Origin of the sequence: Rathayibacter agropyri (assembly GCF_013249015.1) — a bacterium.
GTDB lineage: Bacteria > Actinomycetota > Actinomycetes > Actinomycetales > Microbacteriaceae > Rathayibacter > Rathayibacter agropyri.
The window spans coordinates 377984-401121 of record NZ_JABRPL010000002.1 but is presented as its reverse complement, the minus strand read 5'-3'; the positions used below and the strand labels follow the sequence as shown (position 1 = coordinate 401121).

Sequence of the window (23138 nt, the reverse complement as noted above, 5' to 3'; positions counted from 1 at the left end):
CACTGCGACACGTCGTCGTTCGGCCGCCACCGCCGCTCAGAGCAGCGCGTAGGCGTCGCCCAGCCGCGCGCGCCACCAGGCGAGGCGCTCGGGTGAGACCGCGTGACGCGTCACGAGCTCCTCCGAGACGTCGACCCGGCCGACGGGAATGCTGCCGTCGACCGGGCGCAGCGGGTGCTCGGTCACGTCCTGCGCGAGCAGGGAGGCGGTGCCGAGTCCGCAGTCGTAGGGCAGGTCGGGGAGGGCCGCGGCGAGGGCGGCGCCCATCGCGAGGCCGACCGAGCTCTCAATCGCACTCGAGACGACCGCAGGCAGGCCGGCCTCGGCCACGAGGGCGAGCGCTTGCCGGATGCCGCCCAGGGGCTGCGCCTTCACGACGAGCAGGTCGGCGGCGCCGGCCCGGGAGACGGCGAGCGGATCCGCGGCCTTCCGGACGCTCTCGTCTGCGGCGATCGGGATGCCCATGTACTTCACCCGGTAGCGCAACTCGGCGAGTTCGTCGACGCTCGCACACGGCTGCTCGACGTACTCCAGGTCCGCGTCGGCGAGGGCGTGGACGGCGTGCTCGGCCTCGTCGAGGTTCCAGCCGCCATTGGCATCCACGCGGATCCTCCCCTCGGGGCCGATCAGGCGGCGGACCTCGACGACCCGCGCCACGTCGTCGGCGAGCGTCTGCCCACGCTCGGCGACCTTCACCTTCGCGGTGCGGCAGCCGTGGTAGCTCTCGAGCACGGCGGCGACCTCGGCCGGCGAGACGGCGGGGATCGTGGCGTTCACGGGGATCCGCTGGCGCAGGGGAGCGGGCTGCTCGTTCCAGCCGTAGTCGATGGAGGCGCGCAGCCAGGCCGCCGCCTCCACGGTGCCGTACTCGAGAAACGGCGAGAACTCGGTCCAGCCCTCGGGTCCGCGCATGAGCGCGATCTCGCGATGGTCGACGCCGCGGAATCGCGTGCGTAGCGGCAGGGCGACGACGCGGAGCCCCGCATCGATCTCGCGGAGGGAGGGGAGCGGGAAGGCGGGCACGTCATCGTCCATTCGGCCATTGTCCCCCGCAGGGACCAGGCGCGGGCGCGTCGAGGCGCCGGGCCCGCGGAGGTGTCAGACTAACCAAGTTGTCACGCGAAAGCGGAGGAGTGCGATGAGCCAGGTTCCTACGAGTCCGCCGCCCTCGATGCCGCCCGCTCCGGGCCCGACGCAGGGCTCGATTCCCTCACATCGCCCGCTCGGGACGGGTGGCTGGGTCGCGCTGGGCGCGAGTGTCGTTGTCGGACTGGTCTACACCGGTGTCCTCGGCACGCTCCTCGCGCTCGGCGTTGGCGCGGCGTTGGACGCCGCCCCTCAAGACCTCCCCACGGCGGCTCCGGGCGCCCCGACCGATGATCCCTTCGGCAGCGGCGACCCGTCCGATCCGCTCTACGACTACCCCGGCTACCAGGACGGTGATGCCGCTGCGGTGCTTGGCCAGCCCTCGGCCGAGCAGGTGCGGCAGAAGTCCGACGCGGCCGTCGCCGCGGTCGAGGCCGCGCTGCTCGCGAACTGGACCTCGGCCAACGACGAGTACTACGAGCAGTCCGAGAACGCGTATGGCGGCCCGTCGCTCCTCTACGACTACATCTCGGCGACGGAGTACGCGGCGGGTGACGTGGCGAGTGGAGCCGACAAGCAGGGGGCGGTCGACCGCTTCACGGCGGCGCTCGCTCCGCTCGGCTTCGACGAGGTGGACGTTGCGAGGACTCCCGAGCAGTGGTCCGATCAGGGTTATCAGCTCGAGGGCACCCTGCCGGAGGAGGAGGCATCGACGGCGCTCTGGATCGTGACGGCCCGCTCCTCCACCGACAAGGTGCCAGCGATCGAGCTCGGCCTCGCAGACCTCGACGCAGACCAGAGCGGGCGGGTCGCCGAGATGCTCGAGGATGTCGGGCTGTCGCCGGATCCGCAGGGCGCTTTTCTCGCGGGTTACGCCAATGGCGTGCTTACGGAGGGCGATCGAGACGAATTCATTGACCGGATGAAGGAGTACGGCGGCGTTAAGACGTCGTGACCCCGTTCGGTGGGGCTCTCCCGCGGTGCTGTACGCCCGCGGTACAGGCCGCCCGCCGCCTCCGCAAGCCCAAGCCGACGGATCAAGCGCCACCTACCGTGAGGGCATGGCGGAACCCCGAGCGACCCGGCCCCTGCGCGACTACGCCGCGATCGGTGACGGACGCACTGTCGCTCTGATCGCCAGGGACGGCAGCGTCGACTGGATGCCCGTTCCGGACCTCGGCTCGACGCCTGCGTTCGCCGCGCTCCTCGACGCCGAGTCCGGAGGTTGCGTCGAACTCGCTCCCGACGAGCCCGCGGAGGTCACGCGGGCCTACGTGCGGGACACCAACGTGCTTCAGACCACCTTCGCCACCGAGTCGGGGACCGTCCGCGTCACCGATGCGCTCGTCACCGGGATCGCCGGCCGGCTCCCGTGGGCCGAGCTAGCCCGCAGAGTCGACGGCATCGACGGCGAGGTGCGGATGCGCTGGGCGGTCCGCCCGGGCACCGGCCTCGGCACCTTCTCCCCGTGGATCCAGAACGCCGACGGCCGCTCCCTCATCCGCGCCGGCGACATCACGATTGGTGTGACGGGCGAGGAGCACGGGCCGGACGGCGATGACGCCCCCTCCGGTGCTGGCGATGAACTCACCGGATCTTTCGTGGTGACAGCGGGGAAGGACGCCGTCCGGCACGTCCTGGTCGTCTCGGCCACGCACGACGAGCCCCTGCATTTCCCGGTCGCGAAGAACGTCGACCGCGGCATCGACCGCACGATCCGCAGCTGGCAGGCGTGGTCGGAGGAATTCTCCTACGACGGTCCGTGGGCCCAGGCGGTGCAGCGCAGCGCGCTCGCGCTCAAGCTGCTGATCTATTCGCCCACCGGAGCGATCGCCGCGGCCGCGACCACGTCGCTGCCGGAGTCACCGAACGGCGGCAAGAACTGGGACTACCGCTTCGCCTGGGTGCGCGACGCCGCCTACACGGTGCACGCGCTCGTGCGTTTCGGCCTGCGTGAGGAGACCCACGCCGCTCTCTCCTGGCTCCTGCGCACCATTAAGGCCCACGGGCCGGACCTCCACATTTTCTACGGGCTCGACTGCTCCGCGCCGCCCGCGCTGACGGAGTACGACGTCCCCGGTTATGCGGGGATCGGACCCGTGGTCGCCGGCAACGGAGCTCAAAGCCAGCTCCAGCTCGGCGTGTTCGGCGACCTCTTCGATATCTGTCGCATGTATGTCGATGAGGGCAATGTCCTCGATATTCAGACCGGCCAGTTGCTGGCCCGGGTGGCCGACACGACCTGCGACCTCTGGCGCAACCGCGACGCGGGGATGTGGGAATTGGAGGAGCAGCAGCACTATACCTCCTCCAAGATGGGCTGCTGGCAGGCGTTGGACGCGGCTGTGCACTTGGCCGAGGCCGGTCAGGTGGCGGGCAGCCCCGACCGCTGGCGCTTCGAGCGTGAGCGCATTCGCGACTGGATCGAGGAGCATTGCTGGTCTGAGGTACTCGGCTCGTATGTGATGTACCCCGGGAGTGAGGAGCTGGACGCCTCGGTGCTGCTCCACGGCCCGAGCGGGTACGAGCGCGGCGAGCGGATGGTCTCGACGATCGACGCCCTGGTCGGCGAGCTCGGCCGCGGCGCTCTGATGTTCCGCTACTCCGGGATGGAGGGCGAAGAGCATCCGTTCGTTGCCTGCTCCTTTTGGTTGGCGTCGGCGCTGGCCTGCGTCGGCAGGCACGACGAGTCGGTCGCGCTGATGGACGAGCTCGTCGCGACGGTGCCCAACGATGTCGGCATCATGTCCGAGATGATCGCCGTGGACGACCTCGCCTTCTGGGGCAATCTGCCCCAGGGGCTCAGCCATCTCGCGCTTATCAACGCCGCGATCACCATTGAGGAGTTGGCGCCGGAGAAGGTGGGTCGCGCGTAACTCCGTCGCCGGTGTCCGCGCAACCCATTGAGGGGAGCGCCGGGGGAGCGTAGACCGGATATACCCCGCCACACTGCACATGCCACACCGCACCCGCAAGGAGACCTCTCAGCTATGGACCTCGGAATCGCCGGCCGCACCGCCCTCGTCACGGGAGGTGACTCCGGCATTGGCTGGAGCACCGCGAAGCTCCTGCTGGCGGAGGATGTGACGGTCGTGATTTCGGACAAAGACCAGGGCACGCTTGATGAGGCGGCCGCGCGGCTCGATGCTCCGGAGGGGCGGCTGCACGCCTTCGCCGCTGACGTCACGAGCACGGAGCAGCTCGCCGAGCTGCACCGCCGCGTCGGCGAGTCGGTCGGCGCGATCGACATCCTCGTCCAGTGCTCCGGAGTCACCGGCGCTCAGGGGATGTTCCACGAGATCGACGACGAGGGCTGGACGAGTACCCTCGAGGTCGATCTGCTCGGGCCCGTCCGGCTCGTTCGCGAGTTCCTCTCCGACCTGCGCTCCGGAGGCTGGGGCCGTCTCGTGCTTACTGCGTCGGAGGACGCCGTGCAGCCCTATGACGACGAGCTGCCCTACTGCGCCGCGAAGGCGGGGGTCCTCGCCTTCGCCAAGGGCCTCTCGCGCTCCTACGCGCAGGAGGGCCTGCTGGTGAACACGGTCTCGCCCGCATTCATCCACACCCCGATGACCGACGCGATGATGCACAAGCGCGCTGGCGAGCGGGGCACCTCAGTTGACGAGGCGATCTCGTCGTTCCTCGACGAGGAGCGCCCGTACATGGAACTGAAGCGCCGCGGCGAGGCGGAGGAGGTCGCTGCCGTGATCGGGTTCCTCTGTTCCGACCTGGCCTCCTTCGTGAATGGCTCGAACTACCGCGTCGACTCCGGGTCCGTCGCCACGATCTGATGACGTCCGTCCCGTGCGCACCCCGCGCAGCCGGGCGGTGACCAGCCGAAGAAGCACCTCAAGAGAAAGGAACGGTCCATGACCACCACACTCGATCGCCACGTCGAAGCCCCCGCGGGCTCCGGTGCTAAGACCAGCCGCCGCCAGAATGCCGAGAAGGGCTTCAAGGCGTCGAAGGAGCTGCTCGACAGCCTCCAGCATGTGCTCGTTGATCTGGTCGAACTTCACGTGCAGGGCAAGCAGGCCCACTGGAATGTCGTCGGCAAGAACTTCCGCGACCTCCACCTCCAGCTCGACGAGATCATCGAGTCGGCGCGCGAGTTCAGCGACGACATCGCCGAGCGGATGCGCGCCCTGCACGGGATCCCGGACGGCCGCAGCGACACTGTCGCCGCGACGACGACGCTGCCCGAGTATCCGCACGGCGAGATCGATACGGCCGAGACCGTCGATCTGATCACCATCCGCCTCGAGAACACCGCCGCCACACTGCGCGAGGTGCACGACCAGGTGGACGAGGAGGACCCGACGAGCGCGGACCTCCTGCACGCAATCATCCAGAGTTTGGAGCAGTACGCCTGGATGGTGTCGGCGGAGAATCGCCGCACCTCCACCGCGAAGTAGTAGCGGCGGGGATCTCGATACGCCTCTTTCCCCGCGGAGGGGGCGTATCGAGATTCGCCGTTGCAGTGCGCATCAGTAGGGTCGAGCACATGAGCACGCAGGTCTCCGAACTCTTCGACGCGCACCGCTGGGTGCCGGTCGACGGCTTCGATGCACTCGAGGACATCACCTATCACCACGACCGCTCGGGCCGGATCGCGCGGGTCGCGTTCGATCGGCCAGAAGTCCGCAACGCGTTTCGCCCGCGGACCGTCGATGAGCTGTTCCGTACGCTGGAGGACGCGCGCACGAATCCGCGCATCGGCGTCGTGATCCTCACCGGCAACGGCCCGAGCCCGAGAGACGGCGGCTGGGCCTTTTGCTCCGGAGGCGACCAGCGCATCCGCGGTCGCGACGGCTACCGCTACTCCGACGGCGAGACCGCCGAGGGCATCGACTCCGCGCGCACGGGACGCCTGCACATCCTCGAGGTGCAGCGGCTCATCCGCTTCATGCCCAAGGTCGTCATCGCCGCGGTCCCCGGTTGGGCGGCGGGAGGCGGCCACTCGCTGCATGTGGTGTGCGATCTGACCATCGCCTCGGCCGAGCATGGCCGGTTCAAGCAGACGGATGCCGACGTCGGCTCCTTCGACGCCGGCTACGGCTCGGCCTACTTCGCCCGCCAAATCGGGCAGAAGGCCGCCCGCGAGGTGTTCTTCCTGGCCCGGGAGTACTCGGCGCAGCGCGCCTACGACATGGGCGCGGTGAATGCGGTCGTCCCGCACGCCGATCTCGAGACGACGGCCGTGGAGTGGGCCGAGACGATCCTGACCAAGTCGCCCACGGCGATCCGCATGCTGAAGTACGCCTTCAACGCCGTGGACGACGGACTGGTCGGTCAGCAGCTGTTCGCCGGTGAGACCACCCGCCTCGCCTACGGCACCGACGAGGCAGTCGAGGGCCGCGACTCCTTCCTCGAGAAGCGCGAGCCCGACTGGTCACCGTTCCCGTGGCAGTTCTGAGCGGGGTGGAGCGGCGGTGACCCGCACACTCGCCGACGTCGATCCAGCCCCCGACGCGGTGTTGATCGCCCTGCGCGCCGCACTCGACGGCAGCGGTCCCGCAATCCGGGTGCGTGCGCCCGGCGCCGTCGCGCCCGCCGAGGACCAGGTCGTCCCGCAGCGCGTGGCGGTCGTCATCGAGACGTCGGGCTCGTCCGGTCCCCCGAAACGGGTGGCGCTCGCCACCTCCGCCCTGCTCACCAGCGCGTCTGCGACGCTGGCCGAGCTTGGCGGTCCCGGCCGCTGGCTGCTCTGCCTGCCGACGCACTACGTCGCCGGGCTGCAGGTGCTGGTGCGTTCGGTGACCGCGGAGGCGGATCCGCTCGTGTTGCGGCCAGGCGGCTTCGACGCTGCCGCGTTCCTCGCGCTCGCCCGCACCATGCCCGTGGGGGAGCGGCGCTACTCCTCCCTCGTGCCGGTGCAGCTCGCGCGGCTGCTGGAGCTCGCCGAGCGCGATCCTGCTCAGGCGGAGGCGCTGCGCTCGTTCGACGCGCTCCTGATCGGCGGCCAGTCGACCCCGCAGGCTCTCCGAGAGCGCGCTGCCGCGCTCGGAGTGCCACTCCGCCTCACCTACGGTTCGAGCGAGACGGCGGGCGGCTGCGTCTACGACGGCGTCCCCCTACACGATGTGCGAATGCGCGTAGAGGACGGGCAGATCCTCCTCGGCGGCGCGACCCTCGCCGAGGGCTACCTCGATGCGGCGGGCGCGCTCGAGCACAGTGCCTCGGTCTTCGTCGTCCTCGACGGGGAGCGTTGGTATCGCACGGGCGACGCGGGCACGATCATCGATGGTCGCCTCCGGGTGACGGGCCGGCTCGATCGGGTGATCGTCTCCGGCGGCGAGAAGGTGTCGCTCGACGTGGTGGAGAGCCTGCTGCGCGACGGGATCGTGCCGGACGCTGTCGTCGTGCGTCGCGCGGATGAGCAGTGGGGCGAGGTTCCCGTTGTCGTTACAGCACAGGAGGCGCCGGCGCTCGCCGCCGTGCGCGCTCTCGTCGTGGACCGTCTCGGGCGTGCCGCCGCTCCCGCCGCGGTCCTCGCCGTACCGGCGATCCCGCTGCTAGCCTCCGGCAAGCCCGACCGCCGCGCCCTCGAACGAGGTGCCGCCGGGGCGGGCTAGGGCCACTCGGTAGGATTCCCTCCGTGTCGAGTACGAGTCGCAAGAAGAAGCCAACGGCGAAATCCCGCAGCGGGCGGCCCGGCGGCAGGCCCAGTGCTGTCGCCGTGACGCCCGCCGGTCCGCGCGAATGGATCGCCGGTGCCCGGCTGCGAACGCTCCCGCTCGCCGTCGCCCCCGTGCTTATTGGCACCGGCGCCACTCAGGTGCTTGACGAGGGCTGGCACTGGGTGCGCGCCCTGCTCTGCCTCGCCGTTGCCCTCGCGCTCCAGGTCGCCGTCAACTTCGCCAACGACTACTCGGACGGCGTCCGCGGCACGGATGCCAACCGTGTCGGTCCCTCACGCCTGACCGGCTCCGGAGCGGCGAAGCCGAAGCAGGTGCTCACCGTGGCGCTCGTTTTCTTCGGCCTCGCCGCCGTCGCCGGACTCGCGTTGACCGTGCTCTCCGGCCACTGGTGGTTGCTGATCGTCGGCGCGGCCGCGATCGCCGCCGGCTGGTTGTACACAGGCGGACGTCGTCCCTACGGCTACCTGGGTCTCGGCGAGCTCTTCGTCTTCGTCTTCTTCGGCTTGGTCGCTACCGTCGGCACGACGTTCGTGCAGATCGGTCGCACCAATCAGGAATCGTGGCTCGGCGCCGTCGCTGCCGGGCTCTTTGCCTGCGCAGTGCTGATGGTGAACAACATCCGCGACATCCCCACCGACCGTCTCTCCGGTAAGCGCACTCTCGCGGTGCTGGTCGGACCGGCGGTGGCCCGCGCCATCTATATCGGCTTGGTGCTGGTGCCGTTCGCGATCTCGGTGATCCTCGCGCTCTTCTACCCGCTGGCCTGGCTGACGCTCTTTGTCCTGCTGATGATCCTGCCGGCGATCCTGATCACTCTCACGGCGCGCACGGGCAAGGAGCTGGTCTTGGCGCTGCAGCTGACGAGCCTCGGTGGGCTGGCGTACGCCGTGATCCTCGGGGCGGCGCTGGCGTTCTGATCAGCGTTCGTCGCGGGAGGCGTCCACCGCTGCATCCTCGATGTCGTCGTCAGTTGGTGCGCGCGGAGCATCCTTGCGGCGCTCGTAGATCGCCTCCGCGATCCGCTCGCGCGGCGCGCGGAGCATGATGTACGAGAGTGACAGACTCGCGATCGCGGCCACGAACCCGGCGGTGACCGCGGCGGTCAACTCGGAGTCGACGAAGGTGCGCGCCGGCAGATACACCAGCACGAAGACGCCGGCGAACATAGCCAGGCGCAGGAGCGAGTAGACGGCGACCGCGCGGCTCAGTTTCACCGGGACAGTGTACGTCGGCTCCCGTTGACATCGGCCCCTGCACACGGTTCCGTGAGCACCGTGGGAGCCTCCTGTCCAGCATCCGAGCAGGACGTCCCCGAACGAGGTGCCGGACGTAGACTCGGTCTATGATCCGCCTTGTCATTGGCCTGCTTGTGGCCCTCGCCGTCTTCACGGTTTACGCCGTGATCGACTGCGCCATGAGCAAGCGGCACGCGGTGCGCGCACTCCCCAAATGGTCCTGGCTTCTCGTCGTGATCCTGCTGCCCGTCATCGGCGCGGGCCTGTGGTTCTGGATTGGCCGCCCGCGTCGCGAGCGCACCGGCGGACGCCGCTACACCGCGCCCGATGACGACCCCGACTTCCTCGGCACGATCCGCACGGCGCGCGATCCCGAGCAGGACCGACTCCAGGCCGAGCGCATCGCCCAGCTCGAGCGCGACCTCGCCGAAATGGATGAGAAGGGCGAGGCGGACGGCCCCGGCCACCGTGATGCCTGATTCCTCACCGGTCGCCCCCTCCACTCGCTTCGCGGTCGACCTCGTTACTCGGTTCGTCGCGCTCGGTGTCCGCGATGTGGTTGTGGCGCCCGGTTCCCGGTCCCAGGCGCTCGCACTGGTCGCCGCCGAACTCGAGACCCGCGGCGCCGTACGTCTGCACGTGCGGATCGACGAGCGCTCGGCGAGCTTCCTCGCTCTCGGGCTGGCGCTCGAGACCGGCCTGCCCGCGCTGGTGATCACCACTTCCGGGACCGCGACCGCGAACCTGCACCCTGCCGTGCTCGAGGCCGATGCCTCTGACGTGCCGCTCATCGTGCTCACGGCCGACCGCCCGGACGAGCTGCGCGGCATCCGCTCGAATCAGACGACGGAGCAGCGCGAGCTCTACGGGCGCGCTGTTCGGCTGTTCGAGGACGTCGTCGCTCCTGGCTCCGAGTCGACGTCGGAGGAGGCTGTGGCGCTCGCCGACCGCGCGCTCGCTGCGGCGCTGCATCCGGGCGGACCGGTCCATCTCAATCTCGCGTTCCGCGAGCCGCTCTCCTCCCGGCTGCCGGATTTCGATATCCCGAGTGCCGTTCCCCCCGTCGAGCCCGGCCCCGCGGAGGAGATCGAGTGCGTCCCAGCCGGACCCGATGAGCCGTTCACCGTGGTCATCGCGGGGGACAAGTCGGGCGAGGACGCCGAGGCGACCGCCCGCGCGGGCGACTGGCCGCTGCTGGCCGAAGTGTCCTCCGGCGCCCGCTTCGGGCCGCAGGTTGTCGTCGCCTGGCGCCGTCTCCTGGCCGACGCCGAATTCGGCGGACGCGTGCGCCGCGCGATCGTGTTCGGTCACCCGACCCTCTCGCGGGAGGTGCCGGAACTGCTGCGCCGGAAGGACGTGGAGGTGATCGTCGTTGACCGGGGCCGTCCGCAGTTCTACAACCCTGGCCGACGCGCGCGCCGGGTCGCCGGCGTCGAGGTGGTGCGCTCCGCGGAGCCCACCCGGGCCGAGCGCGCCTGGGCTGGATCGTGGGTATTCCGAAGCCGCGCGCTCGTCCAGGCCGCCGACCCCGAGGCGCTGGCGGAGGCGCCAGACGGTGGCACCATGTCTCTGGAGGACCGCCGGAGCTTTGCCCGCAACGCGCTCGCTGCCGTGCGCGCGCCGCTCACCCGCGAGTCCGTGGTGGCGGCCGTCTGGCGGGTGACCTGGCCGCACGACCGCTTGCTGTTCGGCGCCTCGCGCCTCATCCGTGTTGCCGACGGATCCCTTCCGGGCAAGAGGATCACCGTGCACTCCAACCGAGGGCTCGCCGGCATCGACGGCACGGTCTCGACCGCCCTGGGGATCGCGGTCGCGTCCCAGGCGACCGAGCGCGGTGCGGCGGGAGTGACGCGGGTCGTCCTCGGCGACCTCACGCTCCTGCACGAGGCGGGTGGCCTGCTGCTCGCGCCGGGCGAGCGGCGCCCACGTGTGCAGCTCGTCGTGGTGAACGACGGCGGGGGGACCATCTTCGACGGGTTGGAGGTCGCGTCGAGTTCGTCGCCCGACGCCTTCGACCGGGTGCAGTTCACCCCGCAGTCAGTCGACCTGGAGGCGCTGGCGCGGGCGTACGGGTGGAGCCACCGGCGGGTGTCGACCCGTGGCGAGCTGGAGCACGTGCTGACGTCGCCGGGTGAGGGGCCGGGGATCGTGGAGATTCCGCTCGGACGCTGACGGATGCGCGGCGTAGGCGTCCCTCCACAGGCGTCCGTGGTGCACGAGTTGTCCTGATTGACCGCTGCTGACGGTCCTGTGTCGGTGGTCCCTGGTTCAATACTCGTATGATCAAGACAGGTACGGCAGAGGCAACGATGGGCGAGGTGCGGGCGCACGGCGACCGGGCCGCCGCCCTCGCGCGGAGCGCGTCACCCGTGCTCCTCGCCGCGGCCGAGGCGTTGCATGCGGGCTATCGGGCGGCGCTGTCCTGTCCGGAGTCGTTCGCGCGGGCGCGCTCGCTAGCGCGCAGCGAGTCGAGCGATCTGGTGGAGCGGTCGGTCCGGGCCGAGTTCGCCGTCGCGCTCGGGGTCTCAGAGCGCGTCGCGTCGCGGGAACTCGAGCGGGCGCAGCTTCTCGTCGAGGAACTGCCCTGCACGCGCGCAGCTCTGGCCGCGGCGAGGCTGCGGTGGGAGGCAGGGCAGGCGATCTGTGCGGTGGCGGTGTCGCTCCCTGCGGCGTCCCGCGCGGAGTTCGACGAGCGAGCGGCGGAGTGCGCCATAAGGATGACGCCCACCCAGCTGCGACGCGCGGTGGCGCGATTGCGGGACGAGCTACACGAGCAGCCCCTCGGTGAGCGGCACGCGCGCGCTCGCGCCGACCGCGGGGTGTGGCTGACGCCCGAGATCGATGGGATGGCGACCGTGTGCGCCTACGTTCCGGCGCCCGTCGCGGTGGGCGCTCTGGCCCGCCTCGACCGCATCGCTCGCAACCTCCGTGACGGCGATGGGGAGCACCCGGGCGGCGGCGACGAGCGGACGCTGGCGCAGTTGCGCGCCGATGCGTGGGGCGATCTGCTCTGCCGCGGGGATGTCGCCGGTACCGCACCGACCGGTGAGGACGAGGGCGCGGTGACGTTCGTGCCTGGCCTGCGCGCCGAGGTGAGGCTGACCCTCGCGGTGAGCACCGCCTCCGGAGCCGATGACGCTCCGGCCGAACTCGACGGCTACGGACCGATCCCCGCCGAAACTGCCCGCGAACTCGTCGGTGTCAGCGCCTCCTTTACAAGGGTGCTGACCGATGCCGGGACGGGCGCGGTCGTCTCCGTCGGACGCACTCACCGCGTCCCGCCGCCGCGGATGCGGCTCCTCCTCCAGTTGCGGGATCAGACGTGCCGGTTTCCGGGCTGCACCCGTCCGGCGTCCACGGCCGAGGCAGACCACACGATCGAGTGGCGCAACGGTGGCGAGACGTCCCCGGCGAATCTCGCTTCGCTCTGCGTCGGGCACCACCACGTGCGCCACGGCGATCGCTGGACCTACGTTCTGCATCCCGACGGCACGGCCGAGTGGACCACTCCCACCGGCCGCCGCGTCACTACCCGGCCGCCGGTGCTCCCGGGCCGTCCGCCGGGACCGCAACCCCGATTCGTCGACACACCACCGCCGTTCTGAGGCGCCCACGCACGTCCGCTGACGGAGTGCGCGTCACCCCAGAGCGTCGAGCATCGGCCGGAACTTCATCCGCGTCTCGGCGAGTTCGGAGTCGGGATCGCTGTCCGCCACGATGCCGGCTCCCGCCCACGCGGCGACCGCGCCGTCGGCGGCGACCTCGGCACTACGGAGGCCGACGGCCCACTCGCCGTCGCCGTTCCCGTCGATCCAGCCCACCGGCCCGGCGTAGCGGCTGCGATCGAAGGGCTCTAGCTGCTCCAGCAGCGCCAGCGCGTCGACAGTCGGGGTGCCCGCCACGGCAGCCGTCGGGTGCAGCGCGTTGACCAAATCGAGGGCGGTGGAGGAGTCGGCGAGCTCGCCGTGGACATCGGTCGCGAGATGCCACAGGTTGGGCAGGCGCAGGGCGAACGGTTCGGTGCCGGCGGAGAGCCCGCGCGTGTGCGGGCGGAGCTCGCACAGCAGGCTCGCCAGGGCGAAGGCGTGCTCCGAACGATCCTTGGCGCTGGCGAGGAGCGCGACGGCGACCGCCTCGTCGCCGGAGTCGTCGTCTCCACGAGCGGCTGTGCCCGCGAGCACCCGCGCCGAGACGGCCCCCTGGTCGACAGCGACGAGCGTCTCGGGACTAGCGCCGAGGAAGCCATCGACGGCGAAGGTCCAGCAGTCGGGATAGCCATCGGCGAGGGCCCCGAGCACGCGCCGCAGGTCGGCGCCGCGGGGGAGACGCCCCCGCACGTCACGAGCGAGCACAACCTTGTCGAGGTCACCGGCGCGGATCGCGGCGACCGCTGCGGCGACAGCGTCGCGGTACGCCACGGGGGACATCGCGCCCGGGAGCAGCGGGACGTGGTACTCCTCGCCAATCGACTGCTCGACCGGGACCTCCGGCAGGGCCGTCCCCTCCGGCGCTATGCGGGTGAGCCAGGAGCGACCGTCGCGGATTCCGACGACGGTCCGCGGCACGATCAGAACGCTGGTGGCGCGCGACAAGCTCGAGAAGGCGAAGGCGCCGAAGGCGACGAGCCCGGTGCCCGGCATCCCGAGCGGGTCCTCGACGGTCGCGGAGGCGGACAGCGCGCGCCAGGCATCCGCCGCATCGCGCAAGCGGTCCGGCCCGGAGAACTCCAGGCGCAACGTCTCGCCGCGCCCGCTCAGCCCGGAACCTCCGCGCTGCCAGAGGAGGGGGCGCTGCGGATGAGAGAGGGGGAGGGGCGTCAACGGGGGGTCCAGCGGGGTCGTCTCCACCCGAAGGGGAGGAACCCCGGCGCCGATGAGCGTCACCCAGTCAGAGTACGCCCGCGCCAGAAGGTGAGACGTCGTACGCCGTCCGTGGGGCGTACCCGGAGCCCGTTGCTACCGTGATCCGGTCCGGGGGGCGCCGCGCGAGGCGGAGCGGGGCGACTCCGGCGCTCCTGTTGATCAGGAGCGCGAGGACCGGGCGCGGGATGCCGGATGCACAGCCGTCATCCCGCGCCTCGCCGTAGACTCGAGGATCGTGGGATGCCGGATGCACAGCCGTCATCCCGCGCCTCGCCGTAGACTCGAGGATCGTGACGAAGGCTGACCTCACCAAGCGCCCCAACGAGGTCGCCTCGATGTTCGACACGGTGGCTCCCGCCTACGACCTCGTGAACACCCTCCTCTCGGTGGGCAACGATCACCTCTGGCGCCTCGCGACGACGCGAGCGGTCAACCCTGCGCCCGGAGAGCGCATTCTCGATGTCGCCGCCGGCACGGGCACGTCCAGCGCCTCCCTCGCCCGCTCCGGCGCCCACATCGTTGCCGCCGACTTCTCGCCCGGGATGATCGAGGTCGGCCGTCGACGCCAGGCGGGCAACGAGCGGATCGAGTTCGTCCAGGCCGACGCGATGGACCTCCCCTTCGAGGACGACTCCTTCGACGCCGTGACCATCTCGTTCGGCCTGCGCAACGTCGCGGAGCCGCGCACCGCGCTCGCCGAGTTCCACCGTGTCCTCAGGCCGGGCGGACGTATCGTGATCTGCGAGTTCTCGACGCCGCCGCTGGCTCCGCTGGCCGCTGCGTACGACTTCTACCTCTCGACGGTGATGCCGGCCGTTGTGCGGCTCGCCTCGTCGAACAACCCCGCCTACGACTACCTCGGCGACTCCATCCGCGCCTGGCCGAAGCAGAAGGTCGTCGCCCGCTGGCTCCGGACCGCCGGCTTCGAGCGCGTCGCCCACCGCGACCTGACCGCGGGAATTGTGGCCCTCCACCGTGGCGTCAAGCCGATCGCAGCGAGCCGATGACGGCCTGGGTCCCCGCAGGGGGGGACGCTAGGGTTTCCCTGTGAACGCCACTGCGCCCGTCGCCCGCCGCAGCCCGTCTCTGACGGCGCAGCTCGGCCTCTCCGAGCGCATTTTCTCCTCCACCTCCGACCGCGCTCTCGCCCGCACGATCGACGCCGGGCTCGAGCAGGTCGAGGAGGGACTCGTCCGGCAGCTGTCCTTCGCCGACGCCGTGGCCGACGTGTCGACCCGGTACCTTCTCGAAGCCGGCGGCAAGCGGGTGCGGCCCATGCTCACCCTCCTCGCCGCGCAGCTCGGCCGCGGCAACACTCCGCAGGTGCTGCTCGGTGCACAGGCCATCGAGATCACCCATCTCGCCTCGCTCTACCACGACGATGTCATGGACGAAGCCGAGAAGCGCCGCGGTGTCCCCTCGGCGCAGACCGTCTGGGGTAACAACGTGGCGATCCTCACCGGCGATCTGCTCTTTGCACGCGCGAACCAGCTCATGGTCGAACTCGGCGACAAGGCGATCCGCCTCCAGGCCGACACCTTCGAGCGCCTCGTCCTCGGGCAGCTCCACGAGACCGTCGGCCCGACCGACGGCGAGGACCCGGTGGAGCACTACCTCTCGGTCCTGGCCGACAAGACCGGATCACTCATCGCGGCGGCCGGCCGCACCGGCGTCGCCTTCGCCAACGGACCCGAGGAGTACGAGGAGGCCATGCGAGTCTTCGGCGAGAAGATCGGCGTCGCGTTCCAGATCGTCGACGACGTGATCGACCTCTCGCCGCAGCCGGAGGAAACGGGCAAGAACCCGGGCACCGACATCCGCGCCGGCGTGTCGACCATGCCCATCCTTCGCCTGCGCGAACGCGCCTCCGCCGACCCGGCGGCCGCGGCGCTCCTCGCCCGCATCGAGAGCTATGTGAGCCGCTCGAACGACGAGATTGCGCACACCCAGGAGCAGAGCGCCGACATCTCGGACGCCATCGCGCAACTGCGCGACCACGATGTCACCGCGCAGACCCTCGCCGAAGCCCACCGCTGGGCCGACGAGGCCGTCGCCGCCCTCGCCCCGCTGCCCGACGGCTCGGTCCGCAAGGCGCTCACGCGCTTCGCCGACACGGTCGTCGACCGCACCGGCTGACCCCGATCGTCGCGGCGCGCCCCTGCGCCGCAGGAATGAGACCGGACGAGCGCTTCGGCGCCCCGGCAGGAGGAACACCATGACCAAGCTCAGGCTGGCCATCGTCGGTGCGGGGCCCGCGGGCATCTACGCCGCCGACCTCATGATCAAGGCCGAGAAGAAGTACGACGTCTCGATCGACCTGTTCGAGCACCTCCCGGCACCGTACGGGCTGGTGCGTTACGGAGTTGCACCTGATCACCCCCGCATCAAGGGCATCATCACCGCCCTCCGCGAGGTGCTCGACCGCGGCGACATCCGCATCTTCGGCAACGTGCACTTCGGCACCGACATCACGCTCGAGGACCTCAAGCGGCACTACCACGCCGTGATCTTCGCGACGGGAGCGGTGCGAGACGCCCCACTCAACGTCCCGGGCGTCGAGCTCGAAGGCTCCTACGGTGCGGCGGAGTTCGTCAGCTGGTTCGACGGCCACCCTGACGTACCGCGCACCTGGCCGCTCGAGGCATCCTCCATCGCGGTCATCGGCAACGGCAACGTCGCGCTCGATGTGTCGCGAATGCTCGCAAAGCACGCCGACGATCTCCTTCCCACCGAGGTCCCGCCGAACGTCTACGAGGGGCTGAAGGCGTCTCCGGTCACCGACGTTCACGTCTTCGGCCGTCGCGGCCCGGCGCAGGTCAAGTTCACCCCGCTGGAGCTGCGCGAGCTGGGCGAGTTGCGCGACGTCGACATGATCGTCGCCGACGAGGACTTCGAACTCGACCCGGCCTCGCAGGCCGCGATCGAGACGAACAAGCAGGTCATGGTCATCAACCGGGTGCTGAACCAGTGGCGCACCCGCGAGGTGGGCAGCGCCACGCGTCGCCTCCATCTGCACTTCTGGGCCAAGCCGCTCGCGTTCGTCGACGACGGCACCGGACGCGTCGGCGCGATCCGCTACGAGCGCACCGAGCCCGACGGCGAGGGCGGCGTCCGCGGCACCGGGGAAATCCGCGAGATCCCGGTGCAGGCGGTCTACCGGGCGGTGGGCTACTTCGGTTCGCCGCTGGACGGCCTGCCGTTCGACGAGATGCGCGGAGTCATCCCCAACCGCGAGGGCCAGGTGCTCGACGACCAGGACGAGCAGGTGCACGGCGTGTACGCGACAGGGTGGATCAAGCGCGGACCGGTGGGGCTGATCGGTCACACCAAGTCCGACGCGATGGAGACCGTCGCGCACGTGCTCAACGACCAGGCTTCGTGGTGGACGCCCGAGCATCCGGAGGAGTCGGCCGTCGTCGCGCTGCTCGAGGAGCGCGAGGTCGCCTACACCGATCTCGACGGCTGGCACCGCCTCGACGAGCACGAGATGTCGCTTGGCGCGCCCGAGGGCCGGGCCCGCGTGAAGGTCGTTCCTCGCGAGGACATGGTGGCGATCTCGCGCGTCCCCTAGGCTGCGGGCACCGCTTCGGACGGAGACAGCATGACCACGCCCGCGCCTCACGACGTCATCCGGGTGCGCGGTGCGCGCCAGAACAACCTGCGCGGGATCGACCTCGACATCCCGAAGCGGCGGATCACCGTGTTCACAGGGGTCTCGGGCTCGGGCAAGTCGTCGCTCGTCTTCGGCACCATCGCGGCGGAGTCGCAACGGCTCATCAACGAGACGTACTCCGCGTTCGTGCAGCAGTTCATGGGGTCACCGGCGCGTCCGGATGTCGAATCCCTCGACGGGCTCTCGGCGACGATCGTGGTCGACCAGGAGCGGATGGGCTCGAACGGCCGGTCCACGGTGGGCACCGCGACCGACGCGTACACGATGCTGCGCATCCTCTTCAGCCGGGTCGGTACTCCGCACGCGGGGACAAGCGGTGCCTTCTCGTTCAACCTGCCCGAGGGGATGTGCCCGCGCTGCGAGGGCACGGGTCGTGTCTCGGACATCGACCTTCACGCGCTGTACGACGCGTCGAAGTCGCTCGAGGGCGGCGCGCTCGACGCAATTCCCAACTTCGTCGTCGGCGGCTGGTACTGGAAGGGACTCGCGGAGTCGGGGCTCTACCCGGCCGACGTGCCCATCGCCGACTTCACTCCGGAGCAGCGTGACGCGTTCCTTCACCGCCCCGCGACCAAGATGGCCATCGCCGGAATGACGATGACCTACGAAGGGCTCCTGGTGAAGGTCACCCGCCTTTACCTGGCGAAGGAGGCGTCCCAGCCGCATATCCGCGCTTTCGCCGAGCGGGTGGCCACCTTCGCGGCCTGCCCCGAGTGCGGTGGCGGCCGGCTCACCCGCACGGCGCTCGCGTCGCGGATCGACACTCTCAACATCGCCGAGTGCTCAGGCATGCAGGCGACCGACCTGGCCCGGTGGCTCCGCGGACTTCATGAGCCCTCGGTAGCGCCGATCATCGACACACTTCTCGGCACGCTCGATGCCCTTGTGCAGGTGGGCCTCGGCTACCTCTCGCTTGACCGGGAGTCGGGGACCCTCTCGGGCGGGGAGGCGCAGCGGGTCAAGATGGTGCGGCACCTGGGGTCGAGCCTCACCGATGTCACCTATGTCTTCGACGAGCCGACGGCGGGCCTGCATCCGCACGATGTCTCGCGGATGATCGAGCTGCTGCGGCGCCTGCGCGACAAGGGCAACACGGTGCTGGTGGTCGAGCACAAGCCGGAGATCATCGAGATCGCCGACCACGTTGTCGACCTCGGCCCGCGCGCCGGCGCCGACGGTGGGGAGCTGCGATTTGAGGGAACGGTCGAGGGATTGCGGGCCTCCGGCACCCTCACGGGGCGTCACCTTGACCACCGCGTACCGGTGAAGGAAGCGGTGCGCCGCCCGACCGGTGTGGTCGAGATCCGCGGCGCCTTCACCCACAATCTCCGCGGCGTCGATGTGGACATCCCGCTCGGCGTGCTCACGGTCGTGACCGGAGTCGCGGGCTCGGGCAAGTCGTCGCTCGTGCACGGCTCGCTCGCGACTCGGCCGGGAGTAGTGGTCGCCGACCAGTCGCCCATCCGTGGCTCGCGGCGGAGCAACCCCGCCACCTATACGGGCGTACTCGACGCCATCCGCGCCGCCTTCGCCAAGGCGAACGGAGTCAAGCCGGCGCTGTTCAGCGCCAACTCGGCGGGCGCCTGCCCGGTCTGCAAGGGCGCGGGGATGATCTTCACCGAGCTTGGGCCGGCGGCCACCGTGTCCTCGATCTGCGAGGAGTGCGAGGGAAAACGCTTTACGGCCGAGGTGCTCGAGTACCGCCTGCGCGGGAAGAATATCCATGACGTGCTGTCGATGCCGATTGGCGAAGCCGCCGAGTTCTTCGCCACGGGGCCGGCACAGACGGTGCTTGCGCGGCTGGTCGACGTCGGGCTCGGTTACCTCACGCTCGGCCAGCCGCTGAACACCCTCTCTGGGGGTGAGCGCCAGCGGCTCAAGCTGGCCATCAACATGGCGTCGTCAGGCTCGGTGTACCTGCTCGACGAGCCGACGACCGGCCTGCATCTGGCTGACGTCGACACGCTCCTCGGCCTGCTCGACCGGCTGGTCGACTCCGGGAACTCGGTGGTCGTCATTGAGCACCACCGGGCACTGATGGCCCATGCCGACTGGATCATCGACGTGGGACCGGGCGCTGGCCGGCTACGCGCGCTGACGTCTCAGCGGAAGTTGACGAACTGGAGGTCGAGTTCGAGGTCGGCCCCACGCAGCAGGGTCATCGTGGCCTGGAGGTCATCGCGGCTCTTCGAGGAGACGCGCAGCTCGTCGCCCTGGATCTGCGACTTCACCGACTTCGGCGCCTCGTCGCGGATGAGCTTGTTGATCTTCTTCGCGTGCTCCTGGTCGATGCCCTCCTTGAGGGTGGCCTCGATCCGATACTCCTTGCCCGAGGCGAAGGGCTCGCCGGCGTCGAGGCTCTTGAGGCTGATACCGCGCTTGATGAGCTTCGACTGGAACACGTCGAGGATGGCGTTCGCCCGCTCCTCAGTGTTGGCCTTGATCAGGATCTTCTCGCCGCTCCACGCGATCGAGGCGCCGACGTTTTTGAAGTCATAGCGTTGCTCGACCTCCTTGTGGGCCTGGTTCAGGGCGTTGTCCGCCTCCATCTTGTCGATCTTGCTGACGACGTCGAACGTTGAATCTGCCATGGCTGCGAGTGTAGCTTTCAGTCGCGGCTGGTACTTCTGAGGGGTGCGCCGCCTCCCCGTCCTCCTTCTGCTTCCGCTCGTCGGGGTGCTCGTCGTCGGCTGCGGTCGGCACGCCCCTCCTCGGCAGGTCGAGGAGGGGATGTCCACGATCCCGCCCGCAGCGACGGCGCCCGTCGCGGCCGATCCTGCCGTGCTGCAGGATCCCGCAGAGGCGGCGAAGACGCCGGTGCGCCTCCTCACCGACGAGACGTGGCTGGCCGGGGCCGCTGAGACGACCGGTATCCCGCTGCGGGCACTCACCGCCTACGCCGGTGCCGCCCTGCTGACCTCGTCCGTCAATCCCGGCTGCCGGCTCGACTGGGCCACGCTGGCGGGCATCGGCTACGTCGAGAGCCGGCATGGCACCATCGACGGCGGCACGCTCGGAGCCGACGGCCGACCGACCGCGCCGATCTACGGCCCGCGGCTTGACGGCACGCGCTTTGATCGCGTCGAGGACAGGGACGGCGGAGCCCTCGACGGCGACGCGGAGGTCGACCGCGCGATGGGACCGCTCCAGATCCTCCCGGCGACCTGGATGGCCTGGGCGTCGAGCGGCTGGGATCCGCAAAATGTCGACCAGCAGGCGGTCACCGCGGCCCGCTACCTCTGCGCGTCCGGCGGCGACCTCTCGACGGAGTCGGGCTGGCGCGCCGCCATCGCCGCCTACAATTCGGCCGACAGCTACGCGGGGAAGGTTGCGGAGGCGGCGTCGCGATACGCGGCCACAGTCTCCTGACGCCGCGCCGTCTCGATTTCCGATCCGTCCGCCGCGTAGGTATCCTGATCCAGCGCCTCCGGTTGTGAACACGGTCGGGTGCGCCACGGCGAGTTACCCTAGCGGCCAAAGGGATCTGACTGTAAATCAGACGGCGTAGCCTTCGGGGGTTCGAATCCCTCACTCGCCACAGGATTGCAGTGGCCACAGAATCGCAGGCAACAGAATCGCATTGTGCGATAAAGCGCACAGGCCGTACTGTGACATACATGTCACATGAGCGCGGAACGATCATCCGGTCGGCCAGCGGCGTCGGTGCGCTCGTCGCCGAGAGCCGCGTGGGGCAGGGTCTGACGCAGGCGCAGCTGGCTGAACGGGCCGGAGTGACTCGGGAGTGGCTCAACCGGTTCGAGGCGGGATCGCCCTCCGTGACCCTGTTCCGTGTGATGAGGGTCCTCCGGGAGTTGCGGCTGGAGGTCGTCGTCCGCGCAGCGGAGACTCGGGATGATGACTGAACTCGCTCTGTTCCTCGACGGGGAGCCGGCAGGACTCCTCCGGCAGAGCGCCACCGGGAATGTCACCTTCGAGTACGACGGTGACTACTCCGCGTCGGCGTCCGCTACTCCGCTCTCGCTGTCGATGCCGCTCGAGCGCCGGACGCATCCGAGTCGCGCGGTGCTGCCGTTCCTCGAGGGCTTGCTCCCGGATAGTGCTGATCGGCGGAACGCCCTCGCTCGGGAGCACGGAGTCTCTGCGGGGAATCCGTTCGCGTTGCTTTCGCACATCGGCCGGGACGCGGCTGGCGCTGTGCAGATCCTGCCCGCGGGAGAGAGCAGCCCCGATGCTGCCCGTCGTCAGGGGGACGTCGAGCTGCTCGACGACGATCGCTTTGCCGAGGTGGTCGCCGACGTGATCGCCAATCGGGACGTCTGGGGACGGCGCGAACTTGGTGTCCGCTGGAGCCTGCCGGGAGCGCAGCCGAAGATCGCACTCTTCCGATCACGCGACCAGCTCTGGGGAGTCCCTAACGATTCGACTCCGACAACGCACATCATCAAACCTGCGGTTCCGCCCTACCCGGACCACCACCTGAACGAGTTCATGACGATGACCGCGGCTCGCCACCTGGGTCTGGACGTCGCGAACGACACGATGATCGTGACGACCCGTGGTGACGCGGCCTTCGTCTCCGAGCGGTACGACCGGGTCACGGTCGGTACCCGGTGGGTGCGGCTGCACCAGGAGGACCTCTGCCAGAGCATGGCTGTCCTGCCTCAGAAGAAGTACCAGGTCGACGGAGGGCCGAGCGTCCGGCAGATCGCCCGCCTTTTCCGCAGTCTTCCGGATGCGCAGGACAGGGTGCGCAACGCGGAGCGGTTCTACGACGCCCTCGTCTTCTCCCTAGCCTCGCAGGGGACGGACGCGCACGCGAAGAACTACTCCCTCCTGCTCGAAGGGGACCATGCTCGGCTGGCGCCCCTGTATGACCTGGGCAGCCATGCACCGTACCCGACGCGGGGCGCGGCGCTGACACTGGCGATGTCCATCGACGACGAGTACCGCATCCACGCCATCGGGACGGACGCGCTCGTGCGCGCCGCAGGCTCGCTCGGCCTCGACGACGAGTACGCGCGGGACCGGGTGGGTGTCATCACGGCAGGAGTGGTCGACGCTTTCGACCGCGCGGCCGACGAAGCGCGCGCCGTCATCGGATCGCACGTGTTCATTGACCGGCTGCTGGACGGCATCGCGTCGTGGGCGGAGGAACGCGGCTGGCGATGACTCTGGTCAGGTCGTGAGCGTCGAGAAAGGAGCCGAGACGATCGTCGGCGGCGCAGCAATGGTGATGAGTGCGTTGTCCACGAGCTGAACTCTGGCGAACACTGAATTGAGGATAGTGAATTCCTCGGACGGGATGCGGTGGCGGTCGACTCGGATAATCCCACTCTTCCTCGGTGCCGACCGGAGCATCTCGATCAACTCCGCGCGACCGGCCGTGGCGCCCTCCTTCGCACTGTTCTGAATGTGGTCCAGCGCGTGGAACGACCACTCCCGCTCGTCGTCCTCACCGGACTGTGTGGAACGTGTGGTGAAGGGCGTCGGCGCTGTGCCGTCCAGGAGCACGTGACCGGCCTGGACGGTCAGGTCGATGCCGTCCCTTCCGTAGATCGAGTACCCGAGCAAGCGCGCATCAGCATGGTTCGATTGCAGGACAGGAAGGCCGAAAGTGCGGGCGCGGTCGTCATTTACGTGCACTCGAACGACGCCGGGCGGAAGATCTGCTTCAGCCATG

At 69.7% G+C, this 23138-nt stretch carries 21 protein-coding genes, 1 tRNA gene and 1 pseudogene; 18 read left to right on the top strand and 5 right to left on the bottom strand.

Translation table 11 applies throughout. From position 1 onward, the window contains the following. Positions 1–36: 36 nt before the first annotated feature. Complete coding sequence (locus tag HRF29_RS07480; RefSeq protein WP_173246997.1) at positions 37–1035, bottom strand: o-succinylbenzoate synthase; 999 nt, start codon at positions 1033–1035, stop codon at positions 37–39. A 103-nt stretch (positions 1036–1138) separates the two neighbouring features. Between HRF29_RS07480 and HRF29_RS07475 the strand changes: the two genes are divergently transcribed. From HRF29_RS07475 to HRF29_RS07445, 7 genes are all read left to right on the top strand, one after another. After that, a complete protein-coding gene (locus HRF29_RS07475; RefSeq protein WP_173246994.1) occupies positions 1139–2041 on the top strand; it encodes a hypothetical protein in 903 nt (300 codons plus the stop codon). 106 nt (positions 2042–2147) lie between these two features. After that, positions 2148–3962 (top strand): glycoside hydrolase family 15 protein, encoded by a 1815-nt coding sequence (locus HRF29_RS07470; RefSeq protein ID WP_173246991.1) that lies wholly within the window; start codon positions 2148–2150, stop codon positions 3960–3962. Positions 3963–4076: 114 nt separating this feature from the next. Then, entirely contained in the window at positions 4077–4877 is an 801-nt protein-coding gene (locus tag HRF29_RS07465) for an SDR family NAD(P)-dependent oxidoreductase (protein ID WP_173246988.1), read from the top strand. 78 nt (positions 4878–4955) lie between these two features. Further along, complete coding sequence (locus HRF29_RS07460; RefSeq protein ID WP_173246985.1) at positions 4956–5501, top strand: Dps family protein; 546 nt, start codon at positions 4956–4958, stop codon at positions 5499–5501. A gap of 89 nt (positions 5502–5590) precedes the next feature. Beyond that, complete coding sequence (locus HRF29_RS07455) at positions 5591–6502, top strand: 1,4-dihydroxy-2-naphthoyl-CoA synthase (protein ID WP_173246982.1); 912 nt, start codon at positions 5591–5593, stop codon at positions 6500–6502. 16 nt (positions 6503–6518) lie between these two features. Next, positions 6519–7661 (top strand): AMP-binding protein, encoded by a 1143-nt coding sequence (locus tag HRF29_RS07450; RefSeq protein WP_173246979.1) that lies wholly within the window; start codon positions 6519–6521, stop codon positions 7659–7661. A 23-nt stretch (positions 7662–7684) separates the two neighbouring features. Next, entirely contained in the window at positions 7685–8644 is a 960-nt protein-coding gene (locus HRF29_RS07445; RefSeq protein WP_343043685.1) for a 1,4-dihydroxy-2-naphthoate polyprenyltransferase, read from the top strand. Here HRF29_RS07445 and HRF29_RS07440 read toward each other — a convergent pair whose 3' ends face one another. Next, complete coding sequence (locus HRF29_RS07440; protein ID WP_173246976.1) at positions 8645–8941, bottom strand: DUF4229 domain-containing protein; 297 nt, start codon at positions 8939–8941, stop codon at positions 8645–8647. Between the two features lie 128 nt (positions 8942–9069). Between HRF29_RS07440 and HRF29_RS07435 the strand changes: the two genes are divergently transcribed. The 3 genes from HRF29_RS07435 to HRF29_RS07425 all read left to right on the top strand — a co-directional run bounded on the left by HRF29_RS07435 (position 9070) and on the right by HRF29_RS07425 (position 12567). Further along, positions 9070–9441, top strand: a complete 372-nt coding sequence (locus tag HRF29_RS07435) for a PLD nuclease N-terminal domain-containing protein (RefSeq protein WP_173246973.1) — start codon at positions 9070–9072, stop codon at positions 9439–9441. Continuing rightward, complete coding sequence (gene menD, locus HRF29_RS07430; RefSeq protein WP_173246970.1) at positions 9434–11134, top strand: 2-succinyl-5-enolpyruvyl-6-hydroxy-3-cyclohexene-1-carboxylic-acid synthase; 1701 nt, start codon at positions 9434–9436, stop codon at positions 11132–11134. The genes HRF29_RS07435 and menD overlap by 8 nt, the downstream gene beginning before the upstream one ends. A gap of 107 nt (positions 11135–11241) precedes the next feature. Then, positions 11242–12567 carry an HNH endonuclease signature motif containing protein gene (locus HRF29_RS07425; RefSeq protein ID WP_173246967.1) on the top strand — a complete coding sequence of 442 codons (1326 nt, stop codon included), beginning with the start codon at positions 11242–11244 and terminating at the stop codon, positions 12565–12567. Positions 12568–12600: 33 nt separating this feature from the next. Here HRF29_RS07425 and HRF29_RS07420 read toward each other — a convergent pair whose 3' ends face one another. Next, a complete protein-coding gene (locus HRF29_RS07420) occupies positions 12601–13845 on the bottom strand; it encodes an isochorismate synthase (RefSeq protein ID WP_343043684.1) in 1245 nt (414 codons plus the stop codon). A 269-nt stretch (positions 13846–14114) separates the two neighbouring features. On the opposite strand from HRF29_RS07420, the gene ubiE reads away from it, so the two are divergent. The 4 genes and pseudogenes from ubiE to HRF29_RS07400 form a co-directional block, all read left to right on the top strand. Beyond that, complete coding sequence (gene ubiE, locus HRF29_RS07415; RefSeq protein WP_173246965.1) at positions 14115–14831, top strand: bifunctional demethylmenaquinone methyltransferase/2-methoxy-6-polyprenyl-1,4-benzoquinol methylase UbiE; 717 nt, start codon at positions 14115–14117, stop codon at positions 14829–14831. Between the two features lie 40 nt (positions 14832–14871). Further along, entirely contained in the window at positions 14872–15960 is a 1089-nt protein-coding gene (locus tag HRF29_RS07410; protein ID WP_173246963.1) for a polyprenyl synthetase family protein, read from the top strand. A 79-nt stretch (positions 15961–16039) separates the two neighbouring features. Continuing rightward, the gene (locus HRF29_RS07405) at positions 16040–17395 is read left to right on the top strand and encodes an FAD-dependent oxidoreductase (protein ID WP_173246962.1); all 1356 of its coding nucleotides are present in this window, start codon (positions 16040–16042) and stop codon (positions 17393–17395) included. Positions 17396–17425: 30 nt separating this feature from the next. Beyond that, positions 17426–19579, top strand: a pseudogene (locus HRF29_RS07400) (ATP-binding cassette domain-containing protein); the annotation flags it as partial. Positions 19580–19599: 20 nt separating this feature from the next. Here the strand turns inward: HRF29_RS07400 and HRF29_RS07395 are convergent. Then, positions 19600–20088 (bottom strand): YajQ family cyclic di-GMP-binding protein, encoded by a 489-nt coding sequence (locus HRF29_RS07395; RefSeq protein ID WP_173246961.1) that lies wholly within the window; start codon positions 20086–20088, stop codon positions 19600–19602. 43 nt (positions 20089–20131) lie between these two features. On the opposite strand from HRF29_RS07395, the gene HRF29_RS07390 reads away from it, so the two are divergent. The 4 genes from HRF29_RS07390 to HRF29_RS07375 all read left to right on the top strand — a co-directional run bounded on the left by HRF29_RS07390 (position 20132) and on the right by HRF29_RS07375 (position 22627). After that, complete coding sequence (locus HRF29_RS07390; protein ID WP_173246959.1) at positions 20132–20866, top strand: lysozyme family protein; 735 nt, start codon at positions 20132–20134, stop codon at positions 20864–20866. A gap of 87 nt (positions 20867–20953) precedes the next feature. Next, positions 20954–21035: transfer RNA gene (locus tag HRF29_RS07385), tRNA-Tyr, on the top strand. 79 nt (positions 21036–21114) lie between these two features. Then, positions 21115–21360, top strand: a complete 246-nt coding sequence (locus tag HRF29_RS07380; protein ID WP_173246957.1) for a helix-turn-helix domain-containing protein — start codon at positions 21115–21117, stop codon at positions 21358–21360. Continuing rightward, complete coding sequence (locus tag HRF29_RS07375) at positions 21353–22627, top strand: type II toxin-antitoxin system HipA family toxin (RefSeq protein ID WP_173246955.1); 1275 nt, start codon at positions 21353–21355, stop codon at positions 22625–22627. Before HRF29_RS07380 ends, HRF29_RS07375 begins: the two co-directional genes overlap by 8 nt. Before the next feature lie 6 nt (positions 22628–22633). On the opposite strand, the gene HRF29_RS07370 is transcribed toward HRF29_RS07375, so the two are convergent. Beyond that, entirely contained in the window at positions 22634–23137 is a 504-nt protein-coding gene (locus HRF29_RS07370; protein ID WP_173246952.1) for a hypothetical protein, read from the bottom strand. Between the last annotated feature and the right edge of the window lies 1 nt (position 23138).

Bases quoted from the DNA above. Each gene is read 5' to 3' on its own strand.
- HRF29_RS07480 (WP_173246997.1), bottom strand. From the start codon at position 1,035: ATGGACGATGACGTGCCCGCCTTCCCGCTCCCCTCCCTCCGCGAGATC.
- HRF29_RS07475 (WP_173246994.1), top strand. From the start codon at position 1,139: ATGAGCCAGGTTCCTACGAGTCCGCCGCCCTCGATGCCGCCCGCTCCG.
- HRF29_RS07470 (WP_173246991.1), top strand. From the start codon at position 2,148: ATGGCGGAACCCCGAGCGACCCGGCCCCTGCGCGACTACGCCGCGATC.
- HRF29_RS07465 (WP_173246988.1), top strand. From the start codon at position 4,077: ATGGACCTCGGAATCGCCGGCCGCACCGCCCTCGTCACGGGAGGTGAC.
- HRF29_RS07460 (WP_173246985.1), top strand. From the start codon at position 4,956: ATGACCACCACACTCGATCGCCACGTCGAAGCCCCCGCGGGCTCCGGT.
- HRF29_RS07455 (WP_173246982.1), top strand. From the start codon at position 5,591: ATGAGCACGCAGGTCTCCGAACTCTTCGACGCGCACCGCTGGGTGCCG.
- HRF29_RS07435 (WP_173246973.1), top strand. From the start codon at position 9,070: ATGATCCGCCTTGTCATTGGCCTGCTTGTGGCCCTCGCCGTCTTCACG.
- menD (WP_173246970.1), top strand. From the start codon at position 9,434: ATGCCTGATTCCTCACCGGTCGCCCCCTCCACTCGCTTCGCGGTCGAC.
- HRF29_RS07425 (WP_173246967.1), top strand. From the start codon at position 11,242: ATGATCAAGACAGGTACGGCAGAGGCAACGATGGGCGAGGTGCGGGCG.
- HRF29_RS07405 (WP_173246962.1), top strand. From the start codon at position 16,040: ATGACCAAGCTCAGGCTGGCCATCGTCGGTGCGGGGCCCGCGGGCATC.
- HRF29_RS07395 (WP_173246961.1), bottom strand. From the start codon at position 20,088: ATGGCAGATTCAACGTTCGACGTCGTCAGCAAGATCGACAAGATGGAG.
- HRF29_RS07380 (WP_173246957.1), top strand. From the start codon at position 21,115: ATGTCACATGAGCGCGGAACGATCATCCGGTCGGCCAGCGGCGTCGGT.
- HRF29_RS07375 (WP_173246955.1), top strand. From the start codon at position 21,353: ATGACTGAACTCGCTCTGTTCCTCGACGGGGAGCCGGCAGGACTCCTC.
- HRF29_RS07370 (WP_173246952.1), bottom strand. From the start codon at position 23,137: ATGGCTGAAGCAGATCTTCCGCCCGGCGTCGTTCGAGTGCACGTAAAT.